The organism is Actinoallomurus sp. NBC_01490 (assembly GCF_036227085.1).
Taxonomy (GTDB): Bacteria; Actinomycetota; Actinomycetes; order Streptosporangiales; family Streptosporangiaceae; genus Actinoallomurus; species Actinoallomurus oryzae.
In genome coordinates, this window is the sequence record NZ_CP109433.1 from 2,125,392 (window position 1) to 2,138,513 (window position 13,122).

Below are 13,122 nucleotides of genomic sequence, written 5' to 3' on the forward strand. Positions count from 1 at the left end.
GGCTCAGAAGGTGCTGGTGGTGCGGACGCCGTCGATGGTGCCGGCGCGCTTTTCCTCGAGAGCGGCGGCGGTGGCGCTGCCGGCCGTGGTGGTCAGAAGGCGGCGGTGGCGCGGACGCTGTCGATCGTGTCGGCCTCGTCGGCGGTCTTGTCCGGGCGGTGGCGGAGCACACGGGCGAAGCGCAGGGCCAGACCGCCCGGGTAGCGGGGGCTGCGCTGGACGCCGTCGAAGGCGATCTCCACGACCAGCTCCGGCCGGACGTAGACCGTCCACTGGTCGCGCCGCTCCTCCAGGGCCAGGAGGCGCTCGGTCTGCCAGCGGAGCATCTCGTCGGTCAGGCCCTTGAACGTCTTGCCCAGCATGACGAAGCCGCCCGACTCGGGATCGCGGGCGCCGAGGTGCAGGTTGGACAGGGTGCCTCGCCGCCGTCCGTGGCCCCACTCGACCGCCAGCACGACCAGGTCGAGCGTGTGCCGGGGCTTGACCTTGATCCAGCCGGCTCCCCGGCGGCCCGCGGTGTAGGGCGTGTCGAGCGACTTGACCAGCACACCCTCGTGGCCGTGCGCGAGCGCGTCGCGGAAGAACGCGGTCGCCTCCTCCACCGAGCCGGTCACCAGGCGCGGCATGCGCAGCGGCTCCGGGACGAGCGCCGCCAGCCGCTCGCTCCGCTCGGCGCCGGGCCGGTCGATGAGATCGGCGCCGTCGGCGTGCAGCACGTCGAACAGGAACACCGACAGCGGCACCTCCTGCCCGGGGCCGCGGCGGGCCACCCGCGCCGACGTCACCTGGAATGGGTGCGGCCGCCCGTCGTCGCGCAGCGCGATCAGCTCGCCGTCGAACACCGCGGAGCGTACGGGCAGGGCGCCGATCGCCTCCACCGCCTCCGGCAGCCGGGCGGTGATGTCGTCGAGCGTGCGGGTGAACAGGCGCACCTCGCCGTCGCGGACGTGGGCCTGCACGCGGATGCCGTCGAGCTTCCACTCGACCGTCGCCGGGCTGACCTTCTCCATCGCCGCCTCGACCGACGGGGCGCTGGCGGCGAGCATCGGCTTGACCGGGCGGCCGACCTCCAGCCCGAAGGCGCGCAGCCCCTCGCGGCCCGACGTGAGCGCCGCCTCGGCCACCGCGCCCAGCGAGCCGCGGAACATCACCGCGCGCCGGACCTCCGTGGCGGGCACCTCGGCCGCGGCGGCGATCGCGTCGGCCATGACCCCGTCGAGCGCGCCCTGGCGCAGCTCGCCCGAGAGCAGCCGGAGCAGGAAACCGTGCTCGTCGGCCGTCGCGCGGGCGAACAGCTCGGCCAGAAGGGCTTTCCGTGTGGCCACGGAACCCTTACCCGAGACCCGGCCGATCGTGGTGAAGGCGGTGTCCACCTCGGCCAGGGTGAGGGTCGCCTCCGCGGCCGGAGAGGGCCGCTCGCGAAGGGCCGCCCAGCCGACGCCGATCTGGCGTTGCGGCAGCTCACCGGACAGGTAGGCGACCGCGATGGCCACCTCGTCCGGCGCCGCGCGGCGGAGCCGGTCGGCGAGCAGCTCGCGCTTGGCGAGACGCGCCGACGTCGCGGCGACCGCGCCTGAGGTCTCGGCGATGTCCGTCAACAACACATTCGCATTGTCGCCCTGGGGACCGACAATCGACACGACCCCACCCCCCGGAGGAACAAGGAGCGGCATGGCCTCCCGTCACAGACCGGCGGCATCACCGACATCGACCGAAACCGGCCCTGGTATCCGGGACCGTCCGCCGGTTACCTTCTCAACGAGCGATCGTCCCGGCCGCGCGGCCGGGGATTGGGGAGAAGGATTGGGTCTGCCGCGCCTACCGGAGCCCTTCCACCGGGTGTACTCCCCGCCGGACGCGCCCAAGGCGAAGGCGCGCCGGTCGGGCGTCATCGGCGCGATCCTCGCCGTGGCCGCCGCGGTGGCCGTGGCCGCCGTGGGGGTGTTCGCGTTCGCTCGCGACGGCGCGCGTCCCAAGGCCGGGTCGACGATGGTCGACCGGCCGCCGGGGCGGTCGAGCGTCTCGGCGACGGCGCGGCCCTCCCAGGCACCGGTGTTCGCGACGATCCCGAACGCCTGCGACGTCCTCCAGCCCGCGACCGTACGCCGGTTCGTGCCCACCGACAGCCCCACCGTCGACAAGATGGGCGCCGAGACCGCCGGCGTCTGCAAGTACTCCCTGTCGCAGGGGCACCGCTACCGCGCCGTCCAGGTCGACGCCCGCGCCTTTCTGCCCAAGTACATGCACGGTCAGGCGACCAGCATGACCGTCTGGTCGTACGAGGCCCAGTGGAAGCAGGCCGTCAAGGACCTGACCCCCGACACCCGCTCGCTGCGCCGCATCGGCGGGCTCGGCGACGCGGCGTTCGAGCGCTACTGGATCGACCGGGACGTGCACGTCGCGGTGGGTGAGGCGACGGTCCGCTACCACAATGTCGTCCTGCGTATGCAGTACATCGAAGAACAGCCGCCGGCCGGAGACCGCGCGGCCAGCGAACGGCGGTGCCTGGAGAACGCCATCGCCGCGGCCCGCGCCGGCCTGCCGGCCTTTCACTAGACGGAAGGGGCAGCCGAGGCGTACCGGCAGACGTCCCTTAGGGTGCGAATCATGCGCGATGTTGTCGTCTGTTCCCCTGTCCGTACACCGGTCGGCCGCTACGGCGGCGCGCTGCGCGACGTCGGGGCCGCCGAGCTGGCCGCCACGGTGATCCGCGCCCTGGTCGAGCGTACGGGGATCGAACCGGGCGAGATCAGCGACGTCATCCTCGGGCACGGCTACCCGAACGGCGAGAGCCCCGCGATCGGCCGGGTCGCCGCGCTCGACGCCGGGCTGCCGGTGGGGGTCGGCGGCTACCAGATCGACCGCCGGTGCGGCTCCGGGCTCCAGGCGGTGATCAACGCGGTGATGCAGGTGGGCAGCGGCGCGAGCGACGCGATCATCGCGGGTGGGGCCGAGAGCATGAGCGGAGTGGAGTACTACGCCGACGACCTGCGCTGGGGCCGCCCCGGAGCGGAGATCAAGTTCGTCGACCGGCTGGCGCGCGCCCGCGTCACCGCCGGCGGCAGGCACCACCCCGTGCCCGGCGGCATGCTCGAGACGGCGGAGAACGTCCGCGCGCGGTACGACATCGGCCGTGAGGAGCAGGACGAACTGGCCCTGCGGTCGCACCGGCGGGCGGTCGCGGCCCAGGAGGAGGGCCGGTTCGCCGACGAGATCGTGCCGGTCGAGGTGACCGACCGCAAGGGCACCCAGATGATCGACCGCGACGAGCACCCGCGCGCGGACACCTCCCTGGAGCGTCTCGCCGGCCTGCGGACGGTGATGAAGATCGACGGCGCGACCGTCACGGCGGGCAACTCCAGCGGCCAGAACGACGGCGCGGCCGTCTGCCTCGTCACCACGCGCGAGAAGGCGGACGCACTCGGCCTCGCGCCCCAGGCACGGCTCGTGTCCTGGGCGGTGGCCGGCGTGCCTCCCCACCTCATGGGCCTCGGCCCGGTGCCGGCGACCGCCGAGGCGCTGCGCCGCGCGGGGCTGAGCCTGGACGACATGGACCTGATCGAGCTGAACGAGGCGTTCGCCGCCCAGGTCCTCGGCGTCCTGCGGGAGTGGAAGCTGCCCGACCTCGACCGGTTCAACGTCAACGGCTCGGGCATCTCCCTCGGCCACCCGGTCGGCGCGACCGGCGCCCGCATTCTCGCCACGCTGCTGTACGAACTGCGCCGTCGCGAGGCGCGGTACGGCCTGGAGACGATGTGCATCGGCGGCGGCCAGGGCCTGGCGGCCGTCTTCGAGCGCGTCGCCTAAGAGATCATCTGCAGTCCCCGGAGACTGTTTCGCCGAAGGCGGCGATCCGGGGAATAGTCGTGCCGCGTCAGGTGATTGGACTCTGGGTGGCCCCCTGGGCCGGTCTGCGTCCCTCTCGACTCCCTCCTGATGCCTTATGACGCTTCAGCCTGTCTCCTTCCGAGTCGCCGAGCCCTTCAACCTCATCCGTCGCCGTGCCCAGCCGACGGCCGCGCTGATCGGGCGGCTGACGGCGACCGCCACGGCCGCGTACCTGATCGCTCTGCTGTTGCCCGGCACGACCACCAAGCCGACTCTCGCGCCGCTGACCGCCCTGCTGGTCCTTCAGGTCAGCCTGTACCGGACGATGCGCAGCGCGGTCCAGCGGATCGGCAGCGTGGTCGGTGGCGTTCTGCTCGCCGTCGTCCTCGCCATGGTCCTCGGCTTCACCTGGTGGACCCTTGGCCTGGCCATCGGGGTGGCGCTCATCCTCGGCCACGTGCTGCGCCTCGGCGAGCACATCCTCGAGGTGCCGATCAGCGCGATGCTGATCCTGTCCCTGCCGACCGGCGTCAACGCCACCGACCGGGTCGTGGAGACCCTGGTCGGGGCCGCCGTGGGGCTGGGGGCCGGTCTGATCCTCTCGCCGGTGCGCGTCCAGCCCGCCGAAGAGGCGATCGAGGACGTCGGCCTGGAGATGGGCCGGCTGCTCCAGGAGATGGCCGACGGGCTGCGCCACGCGCCCTCCCACGAGGAGGCCGTCGGCTGGCTGCAGCAAGCGCGCACGCTCGGCAAAGAGCTGGGCCGGGTCGACCGCGCCCTCGGCGACGCCGAGGACAGCATCCGGCTCAACCCGCGCGCGACCGGGTTCCCCCACGCGTCCCTCGTGCTCCGTACGGGTCTCGACTCCCTGGAGCACCTCTGGATCAACATCCGCGTCCTGGCGCGCGTCATCGCCGACAGCACGCGTGAGCGTGACGACCCGACGTTCGGGCGGGCCGCCCAGGAGCACCTCGTGGGCATGCTGGAGGAGCTCGCCGCCGCCATGCGGGTGTACGGGCGCGTGATCAGGTCCGAGGTGGCCGGTGACACGGGCCCCGCGGACGGTGAGCTCCGCCGGTGCCTGGGCCGGGCCGAGCACCATCGCGACCTGCTGGCCGAGGAGCTGCTGAGGATGCCCGCGGGCGACTCCGGCGAGTGGTCGCTGCGCGGCGAGCTGCTGGCCCACCTGGACCGGCTGACGGATCAGCTCCGCCTGGAGCACCGTATGCACGCCCGGCAGGGCCGGGCGCGCCACCGGTCGATGCGGCGCCTGCCGGTGAGGGGCGGCGGATCCCGTCCCGGAGTTTCTCGCCGTACGGTCTGGCGCGGTTCCCGCGGTTCCCACCGTTCCCAGCCGCACCCCCATGGTGCAATCTGAGCGGACCTCTGCCGACATGCCCGGTTCGTCAATTATCTCCGGCGTATTTTCGGGCGGAGATACACTTTCGAGCCGGGCTGAGCGGCTTCATGCGGCGATCGACCGATAAGAAGATGATCCACCCTGCGTCGCGGGTCGAGCGTTTTCACGGTGATAAGCGACGTCTGTTCACGATGCGGCGCGACGTCCATTGCCGGCCCGTCGTGGTGTCCGGCGTGGGCGTCGCGTGCCCGGTGCCCGTACGCGGCAGGATGTCGGATGGTGTCGCAAAAGTGAACCGCCGAAAGCGGCTCTGACGCCCTCGTCTCATCGTCTACCACGCCACAACGACCCTTTGTGCGACGACCTGCCTTAGCGAGCTACAAAGCCGGACAAGAAGCACCATTCCACTGCTCGCGACGGACGAAATCGGCCGTTCTCCTAAGCCGCATGATCTGCACCGTAATCATTAGCTCAAGAGGATAGTGATCTTGGTCGTACTGCCCGCATTGCGGGAATGAGGGGGCTGGTGGCGATGCCGGCAGCCGGGAGGAGTCCGGGCTGCCGCTGACATCTAGGGGGGACCCATGAGGGTCAAGACTCTGACCCTGACAACCGCTTCAGCGGCCGCACTGACCATCGGCTTGGCCTCACCCGCGCTTGCCCTGGCGTCAACGGCCGACATGATCGGGGCAGTGCACAACCAGACGGGTTTCGGGGCGCACCACCAGGGTGTGCTCCACAACGGGATGCACCAGGTGGCGCTTCCCAAGGGTGACGATGACGACGACGATGCGGGCGACGACGACGGCGGCGGCGGCGACGACGCCGAGATCGGCGGCTTCCACCGTACGCGCCACACCGGCCCGCGTGGCCTCTGTGGCGTCGGTGGCCACATCGGCGGTTTCGCGCACGGCTGTGGTGAGGAGGCCGGGGACGACGACGATGACGACGAGGGCCCCGGCGGCGGCGACTTCGCCTCCGAGCACACGAGCGCATGCTGTGCGGCTGGGCACGTGAGGGTGTCGCGACCGGCTCCGGCTCCGCCGGCTGCTCCCGCTCCGCGCCGCCACTACGTTCCCATGGGGGCGGTGCGCACGGGCTTCGGCGGCTCGCAGGGGACGAACGTCCCGCTGGGTGTCGCGGGGATGTCTCTGCTGCTCGGCGGTGCGGGGCTCCTCCCGCTGGCCCGCCGGCGCCTTCAGGCCAGTGCCCGTTCCTGACTCATCGGCACGACCGCGTGGCGGCCGTCTCCTCACCGGGACGGCCGCCGCCCTGATCGCGGCGGGCTCGGCGGTCCTGGGGTTCGACGCCTGTCAGAACTCCGGGCCGCCGCGGCCTGCTCCGGAGGCGGCCCGGCCCCACGCCGCGACCCCGTCATCGGGACCCGTCCTGGCGGCCTCCACTCCGGTCCACGTCGACATCCCGCGGATCGGCGTCCACTCGAAGCTGCTGTCCCTCGGGCTCCAGCACGACGGCACCATCGCCGTGCCGCCTCTGTCCGAGGCGCAGCTCGCGAGCTGGTACGACAAGGGGCCGACACCGGGGGAGCGTGGTCCTGCCGTGATCGTGGGACACGTCGACACCAAGAAGGGGCCGGCCGTCTTCTTCAAGCTCGGCAAGCTGCGGCCCGGCGACATCGTCGACGTCACGCGCAAGGACGGGAAGGTCGCGGCGTTCTCGGTGGACTCCGTGGAGAACGTCTCCAAGAAGCACTTCCCGACCAAGCGGGTCTACGGCGAGGTCCGCTTCGCGGGCATCCGGCTCATCACCTGCGGCGGCGACTTCAACGGCCACAACTACGAGGGCAACACGATCGTGTACGGGCACCTCATCGGCCAGCGACCGCGCTGAGTGACCACGGCTCGACCGCGCTGAGTGACCACGGTTCTGACTCGTGGCCTTTGCTCACGGACCGGGGATGGTTAACGTAGTGATGCCGGTCACAGCGAGTTGGGAGGGCCCCATGCGCATCTCGGAAGTTCTCCGGAGGAAGGGCGGAGAAGTGGTGACGATCGAGCCGGAGGCGGACGTCCGTCACCTGCTCGCCCTGCTCTCCGAGCGCAACATCGGTGCCGTCGTCGTCTCCACGGACGGGACCACGATCGAGGGCATCGTCTCCGAGCGCGACATCGTCCGCCGGCTGGGTGAGCGCGGGGCCGCACTGCTCGACCAGCCGGTCTCATCGATCATGACGGCGACCGTACGCACCTGCGCGCCCGGCGACAACGTCGAAGACCTGCGCGCGACCATGACCGAGCACCGCATCCGCCACCTGCCGGTCGTCCGCGACGGGCGTCTCGCCGGCATCGTCAGCATCGGTGACGTGGTCAAGTCCGCGATCGCCGAGCTGGAGAGCGAGCGCGAGCAACTGGTCGACTACATCAGCCGTTGAAGGGCCGCGCCGAGGGCCCGCGAGCGCGCCGCCGCGGGGCCGGCGGCACCATGGAGGGCATGATCGTCCAGCCCCTGACCCTCTACTCCATGGACGGCGTGCGCATCGACGCCGGGCACCTGCCCGGCGCGGACGGCCTGTGCGTGGTGCTCGCGCACGGCTTCACCGGCAACCGGCGCCTGCCGGCTCCCCGCCGCATCGCCGCCGCACTGAACCGCGTCGCCGGCGTGATCGCCATCGACCTTCGCGGGCACGGCAGGTCCGGCGGCCTGTCGACCGCCGGCGACCGCGAGATCCTCGACGTCGACGCCGCCGTACGCCACGCGCGTCACCTCGGGTACGAACGCGTGGCGCTGGTCGGCTTCTCGATGGGCGGCATGATCGTCGTTCGGCACGCGGCGCTGCTCGGCGGCGTGGACGCCGTCGTTTCGGTCAGCGCGCCCGCCCGCTGGTACTACCGTGACACCAGGCCGATGCGCCGGGCCCACTGGGCGATCGAACGCCGCAGCGGTCGCGTCGCCGTGCGCCTGGCCCGGCGAACGCGCATCACCCCACGGGGCTGGGTGCGGGAGCCCGAGGCGCCGTACGCGGTCGCGGGACGCATTTCTCCCGTGCCGTTCCTGGTGGTTCACGGTGACAGTGACCCTTTTCTTCCGGTCGAACACGCAGAGCAGTTGTACGATGCCGCAGGTGAGCCGCGCGAGCTGTGGGTCGAGCCCGGCTTCGGGCATGCGGAGGGTGCCATGACCCCTGCGCTCATGGGGCGCATCGGCGATTGGGCCGCCGCCCGTTCGCTGGAAAACCGCCGGTCTCATTCCTAACCAGGCACGATTACAAAAAGTATTTCCGAGAGTCACGGAGTGCACCGCCGGGAATGCTCTAATCCGCTACCGTTACGCACCATACGAGTAACGGTGACGCGGGTCGCCGGGTGCGTGTGCGGGGCGCGCCGTCGGGCGATCCGCCAGGCGCCGTGCGCCCGGTTCGTGGTTCGGGAGGCGCGGGTGAAGAGGCTGCTGCTGGTGATGGTGGCGCTGGTCGGGGTCGCCGGATGTGGCAGGGGCGATCAGTTGCCCACCTCGGCGTCCGTGGCCCCCTCGCAGTCGAGCACCGTGGCGATGCCCGCGTTCCTGCGGGTGACCGGACGGCCCACCAGCTCGATGATGGCCGTCGTCTGGCGCAACGGCGTCGCGACGATCACCAGCCGGCTCAGCGGCCGGAAGACCACGATCTCCGGGAAGGCCGGGCGCTACACGCGGAACGGCCGGCTCCTGGCCGTCGTCCGGAACTACCGCGACGGCGTACGCCTGAAGGACGCCGGCGGGGTCACCCTCTGGCGCGCCCGGATCTCACGGACCCAGGTGCAGATCCGGCGCGGTGAGACCGAGGTGCGGTACACGTTCCGGCCGTACGGCGACGACCGGATCATCGTCCGGCAGGGCACCCTTCTGGTCGGAAGCGTCCGCGCCGTCGAGAACGGCGCCGAACTGCTCGACGCACGCGGCGTGCGGCTGGGGCTGTCGTCCTCCCGGCCCGGCAACGACATGGCCGTGCTGCTGTGCTCGGAGATCCCCCCGGACCTGCGCGCGATCCTCACCGCCGTACTCCTCCGCCGCCGCTGAGACGGGTGACCGGACGCTCCCCGGCGTCCCGTGTCAGGACGGATCTCCCGCCGAGCGGCAGTCGAGCAGGACATGGCCCGACGGAGCCGTCCGGACGTCGGTCACCTCCAGCCCGGCGCTTCGGGTCAGCGTGCCGTAGTCGTCCAGGCCGCGCTCCCGCCCGCCGCACAGCACCAGCATGCGCAGGTCCATCTCGGCCACCATGGCGGGAGCGTCGTCGGCGGTGCCGCGCCACTCGACGATGACGACGCGACCGGCCTCACCGGCCGCCTCGGCGCACCGGCGCAGGATCGCGGCGGCCGGCTCGTCGGCCCAGTCGTGCAGCACGTTGCTGAGCAGGTAGACGTCCGCGCCGGCCGGCAGCGGATCGAAGAAACTCTGCCCGGAGAACTCGCACCGCCCGTCCAGCCCGCGCTCGGCGAGGAACCGGCGTCCCCGGGCGACGGTCTCGGGCAGGTCCACCAGCGTGCCGCGGACGCCGGGGTTGTCGCTCAGCACCTCGGCCAGCAGCGCCCCGGTGCCGCCGCCGACATCGACGACGTGACACACCCCGGACCAGTCGTAGCCGGTGGCCGTCATGCTCCGCGTCGAGTCCGCCATCGCCGCGTCGAACGAGGCCGCCAGCGCCGGGTCGGCCGCGAGGTGCTCCCAGAACGGGGCGCCGAAGACGGCCTCCCAGGCGGGCCTGCCGGTGCGGACGGTGTCCATCAGCCCGGTGAACGCCAGGTCCATCCGGCCGCCGAACCCGTCCAGATCCAGCCACACGCGCATCCCCGACGGATGGTCCGAGCGCAGGAGATCGGCCGCCTCGTTGATCGCGAACCGGCCGGGTGACGGCTCGGCGAACATGCCGTGGCAGGTGAGATGGCGCAGGAGCCGGCGCAGCGCGTCGGCGTCCGTGCCGGTCCGCTCCGCCAGCTCGTCGACGTGCCGGGCGCCACCGGCCATCAGGTCGGCGAGGCCCAGCGTGGCGGCCACCCGGACCGCCATCGGTGTCACCAGATCCATGACCGGAGCCAGCAGCTGCCAGGCCGACGCCTCGCCCTCGTTCGCTGTCATGCGCCGCACCGTAACCGCCGCACCCACCGGCCGGATTGGACGAATGTGACCTGCCCACGGCCTCCGGACGCGCGGGCCTGGGCGCCCTCGCGGGCTCGTCGGCGGGAAAGCGGGTGGGCGGGCGGCGTCCGGGCTGGTAACCTTCCCGCGGCTGTGACATCACGCGAGGAGGTGAGACCCATGAACCACTGGACACACGTGGGTGCTCCCCTCGTCGTCACGGTCGGGCGATTGACGTAGGGGTCGCCGGGAGCGCCTCGATGACAAGGCACTCCCGAAAGGCAACACCTTTGCATTCTTTGCGTTTCACCGCGGAGACGTCCTCGAACGGCGTTCTCGAACGCGACTTCACCGTGGGCGAGGTCACCGGCGTGCTCTGGTCGCCCGCCTCCGGCTCCGATCATTCCCCGCTGGTGCTGATGGGTCACGGTGGCGGCCTCCACAAGAAGACGCCGGGTCTCATGGCCCGTGCCCACGACAGCGTGACCAGGTGGGGTTTCACCGTGGTCGCCATCGATGCGCCGGGGCACGGCGACCGCCCGCGCACGGCGGAAGACGATCAGGCCCGTGCCGAGATGCGGCAGGCGATGGAGTCGGGCGAGCTCGAACGTTTCGAGTCGATCAGCGTCCGCTACAGCACCTCCCTGGCGGAGCGTGCCGTACCGGAATGGCAGGCGACCCTGGACGCCCTTCGAGAACTGCCCGAGATCGGCACCGAAGCGCCGATCGGCTACGGGGGCGGCATGTCGTTGGGCACCGCGATCGGAATCCCGCTGACGGCGGTCGAACCCAGGATCACCGCCGCGATCTTCGGCGGCGGGTTCTTCGCGCACGAGGCCCTGATCGAGGCGGCCAGACAGATCACCGTCCCGGTCCAGTTCCTGCTCCCGTGGGACGAAGAGTACGTCGATCGCCGATCCGTTCTCGCGTTGTTCGACGCCTTCGCCGCAAAGGACAAGACGTTGCTCGCCAACCCCGGCACTCATCGCAACATGCGCTGGGTCGGGGTCGACAGCGAGTTCTTGGTCCGCCATCTCGGCCGGGCCGGCACGTCACCGGCCTGACCTGACCGGTGTCGGCGTCCGGCGCGGAGCCGGACGCCGGCACCGCCCTCGTGGAGCCTCACCTTCCCCGGCGGCCCCGAGATCGACGACCTCACACCGCGTCGGAGGGAAGTACCCGGCTTCCCGGCCGGTTCCGGTATCGCTCATAATGTAGAACGACGTCCCGTACAACGGAACGAGGGAGCCGGAATGGATCAAGCCGCGATCGAGCGGGCGATCGGGGAGGCGCGTCTGCTGCCCGTACTCCGCACCCCGGACGCCGGGGGAGCCGTGCGGGCGGCTTCGACGCTCCTCGACGCGGGCCTGGGCGTCGTCGAGCTCACCGCCACGACGCCGGGCTGGGCGGACGCGCTGCGCGACGTACGGCGGGCGTACCCCGATGCGCTTCTCGGCGCGGGCACGGTGACCGCCGACGCCGACGCGCGCCGCGCGATCGAGGCGGGTGCCGACTTCCTCGTCAGCCCGTACCCGGCCGAGGACGTCCGGGCGTTCGCCGCCGGCACGGGGACGGTGTTCCTGGAGGGCGGGTTCACGCCGGGGGAGGTCGCGGCGGCGTCCGGGCGCGGCATCGCCAAGCTGTTCCCCGCGCACGTCGGCGGCCCGGCGTACCTGCGTTCGGTGCTGGCCGTCCTGCCGGGCGCGCGGATCGTTCCGACCGGCGGCATCGGCCTGAGCGAGGTCCGCGCCTACCTCGACGCGGGCGCGTACGCGGTGGGCGTGGGGTCGGAGCTGGTCAAGTCGCCCGACCCGGCCGCGGCAGTACGTGAGCTGCTGAAGGAGCTGTCGTGAACGAGCGAAGCGAGCCAACCGGAGAACACGCACGTCTGGTCACTCTTCCGACGAAGGAGGGCTCGTGAACGAGCATCCGGATGTCGTCGTCATCGGCGAGCCGTTGGTGGAGTTCTCCGCGGCCACGCCGTTGACCAGTGCGGATACGTTTCGCCTGTCATTCTCCGGTGACGCGCTCAACGCCGCGGTCGCGGCCGCCGCGGCCGGGGCGCACGTCGCTCTGGTCACGCGGACCGGCGAGGACGAGTTCGGCGAACGCCTGATCGCCTTCGCCGGGGCGCACGGGATCGACACGCGCTGGATGTGGCGCGGGCCCGGCCATTCGGGCGCGTACGCCGTCGGTGCGGACCCGGCGGGCGAACGGGCCTTCGCGTACATGCGGTCGGGCAGCGCGGCGTCACGGCTGTCCCCGGCGGACGTGGTCGCCGCACCGGTGGCGACGGCCGGAGCGGTGCTGCTCTCCGGCATCACCGCGGCGCTGTCGGAGTCCTGCGCCGCCACCGTCGTGGCCGCGGCGGAGGAGGCCCGTGGCGCGGTGGTCTACGACCCGAACTTCCGCGGCCGGCTGACCACGCCGGAGGCGGCGCGGGAGATCCTGGCGAAGGTGGCTCCGCACGCCGCACTGATCACTCCGTCCTGCCCGGCGGACAGCGTGGCGCTGCTGGGCACCGCCGATCCGGAGGAGGCCGCCGAGGCCTGCCTGGGGCTGGGCGCGGCGGCGGTTGCGGTGACCCGTGGCGCGGACGGCGTGCACGTGGCGTCGGCGGCCGGCCGTACGACGGTGCCGGCCGTACCGGCCGAGGTGATCGTGGACGCGACGGGCGCGGGCGACGCGTTCGCCGGCGTGGTGACGGCCCTCCTGGCCACCAAGGCATCGCTGGTGGACGCGGTGAGAGCGGGCACCGCGGCGGCGTCGGTGTCGCTGGCGGGCCAGGGCGGCACCGGCCGGGTGGCGACCGCGGCGGAGATCGACGCCCTCCTGCGCGACGCGTAGGTCGTCGCCTGGAG

14 protein-coding genes are annotated in these 13,122 nt (G+C 72.0%); 11 read left to right on the forward strand and 3 right to left on the reverse strand.

Translation table 11 applies throughout. The annotated features are described in order from the left end of the window. Window positions 1-92: 92 nt before the first annotated feature. On the reverse strand, window positions 93-1,604 hold the full coding sequence (locus tag OG417_RS10525) for an ATP-dependent DNA ligase (protein WP_329253352.1): 1,512 nt from the start codon (window positions 1,602-1,604) through the stop codon (window positions 93-95). Window positions 1,605-1,803: 199 nt separating this feature from the next. Here OG417_RS10525 and OG417_RS10530 point away from each other — a divergent pair, with 199 nt between their 5' ends. From OG417_RS10530 to OG417_RS10540, 3 genes are all read left to right on the forward strand, one after another. Further along, a complete protein-coding gene (locus OG417_RS10530; protein ID WP_329253356.1) occupies window positions 1,804-2,556 on the forward strand; it encodes a hypothetical protein in 753 nt (250 codons plus the stop codon). Window positions 2,557-2,607: 51 nt separating this feature from the next. Next, complete coding sequence (locus tag OG417_RS10535) at window positions 2,608-3,807, forward strand: acetyl-CoA C-acetyltransferase (RefSeq protein ID WP_329253359.1); 1,200 nt, start codon at window positions 2,608-2,610, stop codon at window positions 3,805-3,807. Window positions 3,808-3,943: 136 nt separating this feature from the next. Further along, entirely contained in the window at window positions 3,944-5,206 is a 1,263-nt protein-coding gene (locus OG417_RS10540) for an FUSC family protein (protein ID WP_329253362.1), read from the forward strand. 650 nt (window positions 5,207-5,856) lie between these two features. Here OG417_RS10540 and OG417_RS10545 read toward each other — a convergent pair. Then, window positions 5,857-6,174 (reverse strand): hypothetical protein, encoded by a 318-nt coding sequence (locus OG417_RS10545; protein ID WP_329253365.1) that lies wholly within the window; start codon window positions 6,172-6,174, stop codon window positions 5,857-5,859. 102 nt (window positions 6,175-6,276) lie between these two features. Here OG417_RS10545 and OG417_RS10550 point away from each other — a divergent pair, with 102 nt between their 5' ends. From OG417_RS10550 to OG417_RS10570, 5 genes are all read left to right on the forward strand, one after another. After that, complete coding sequence (locus tag OG417_RS10550; protein ID WP_329253369.1) at window positions 6,277-6,408, forward strand: hypothetical protein; 132 nt, start codon at window positions 6,277-6,279, stop codon at window positions 6,406-6,408. Then, window positions 6,395-7,039, forward strand: a complete 645-nt coding sequence (locus OG417_RS10555) for a class F sortase (RefSeq protein WP_329253372.1) — start codon at window positions 6,395-6,397, stop codon at window positions 7,037-7,039. The genes OG417_RS10550 and OG417_RS10555 overlap by 14 nt, the downstream gene beginning before the upstream one ends. 112 nt (window positions 7,040-7,151) lie before the next feature. Continuing rightward, the gene (locus OG417_RS10560) at window positions 7,152-7,580 is read left to right on the forward strand and encodes a CBS domain-containing protein (RefSeq protein WP_329253375.1); all 429 of its coding nucleotides are present in this window, start codon (window positions 7,152-7,154) and stop codon (window positions 7,578-7,580) included. Window positions 7,581-7,639: 59 nt separating this feature from the next. Further along, the gene (locus tag OG417_RS10565) at window positions 7,640-8,401 is read left to right on the forward strand and encodes an alpha/beta hydrolase (RefSeq protein WP_329253378.1); all 762 of its coding nucleotides are present in this window, start codon (window positions 7,640-7,642) and stop codon (window positions 8,399-8,401) included. 183 nt (window positions 8,402-8,584) lie between these two features. Further along, window positions 8,585-9,202, forward strand: coding sequence for a hypothetical protein (locus OG417_RS10570; protein WP_329253381.1), 618 nt, complete (start codon window positions 8,585-8,587; stop codon window positions 9,200-9,202). 33 nt (window positions 9,203-9,235) lie between these two features. Here the strand turns inward: OG417_RS10570 and OG417_RS10575 are convergent, their stop codons facing one another. Further along, window positions 9,236-10,261, reverse strand: coding sequence for a methyltransferase (locus tag OG417_RS10575; RefSeq protein WP_329253383.1), 1,026 nt, complete (start codon window positions 10,259-10,261; stop codon window positions 9,236-9,238). 299 nt (window positions 10,262-10,560) lie between these two features. Between OG417_RS10575 and OG417_RS10580 the strand changes: the two genes are divergently transcribed. The 3 genes from OG417_RS10580 (at window position 10,561) to OG417_RS10590 (ending at window position 13,108) form a co-directional block, all read left to right on the forward strand. Beyond that, on the forward strand, window positions 10,561-11,325 hold the full coding sequence (locus OG417_RS10580; RefSeq protein ID WP_329253385.1) for a dienelactone hydrolase family protein: 765 nt from the start codon (window positions 10,561-10,563) through the stop codon (window positions 11,323-11,325). A gap of 189 nt (window positions 11,326-11,514) precedes the next feature. Further along, window positions 11,515-12,114: a bifunctional 4-hydroxy-2-oxoglutarate aldolase/2-dehydro-3-deoxy-phosphogluconate aldolase gene (locus tag OG417_RS10585; RefSeq protein ID WP_329253388.1), complete on the forward strand. Its 600-nt coding sequence runs from the start codon at window positions 11,515-11,517 to the stop codon at window positions 12,112-12,114. Between the two features lie 64 nt (window positions 12,115-12,178). Beyond that, entirely contained in the window at window positions 12,179-13,108 is a 930-nt protein-coding gene (locus OG417_RS10590; protein ID WP_329253391.1) for a sugar kinase, read from the forward strand. Window positions 13,109-13,122: the final 14 nt, after the last annotated feature.

Bases quoted from the DNA above. Each gene is read 5' to 3' on its own strand.
- OG417_RS10535 (WP_329253359.1), top strand. From the start codon at position 2,608: ATGCGCGATGTTGTCGTCTGTTCCCCTGTCCGTACACCGGTCGGCCGC.
- OG417_RS10540 (WP_329253362.1), top strand. From the start codon at position 3,944: ATGACGCTTCAGCCTGTCTCCTTCCGAGTCGCCGAGCCCTTCAACCTC.
- OG417_RS10560 (WP_329253375.1), top strand. From the start codon at position 7,152: ATGCGCATCTCGGAAGTTCTCCGGAGGAAGGGCGGAGAAGTGGTGACG.
- OG417_RS10565 (WP_329253378.1), top strand. From the start codon at position 7,640: ATGATCGTCCAGCCCCTGACCCTCTACTCCATGGACGGCGTGCGCATC.
- OG417_RS10575 (WP_329253383.1), bottom strand. From the start codon at position 10,261: ATGACAGCGAACGAGGGCGAGGCGTCGGCCTGGCAGCTGCTGGCTCCG.
- OG417_RS10585 (WP_329253388.1), top strand. From the start codon at position 11,515: ATGGATCAAGCCGCGATCGAGCGGGCGATCGGGGAGGCGCGTCTGCTG.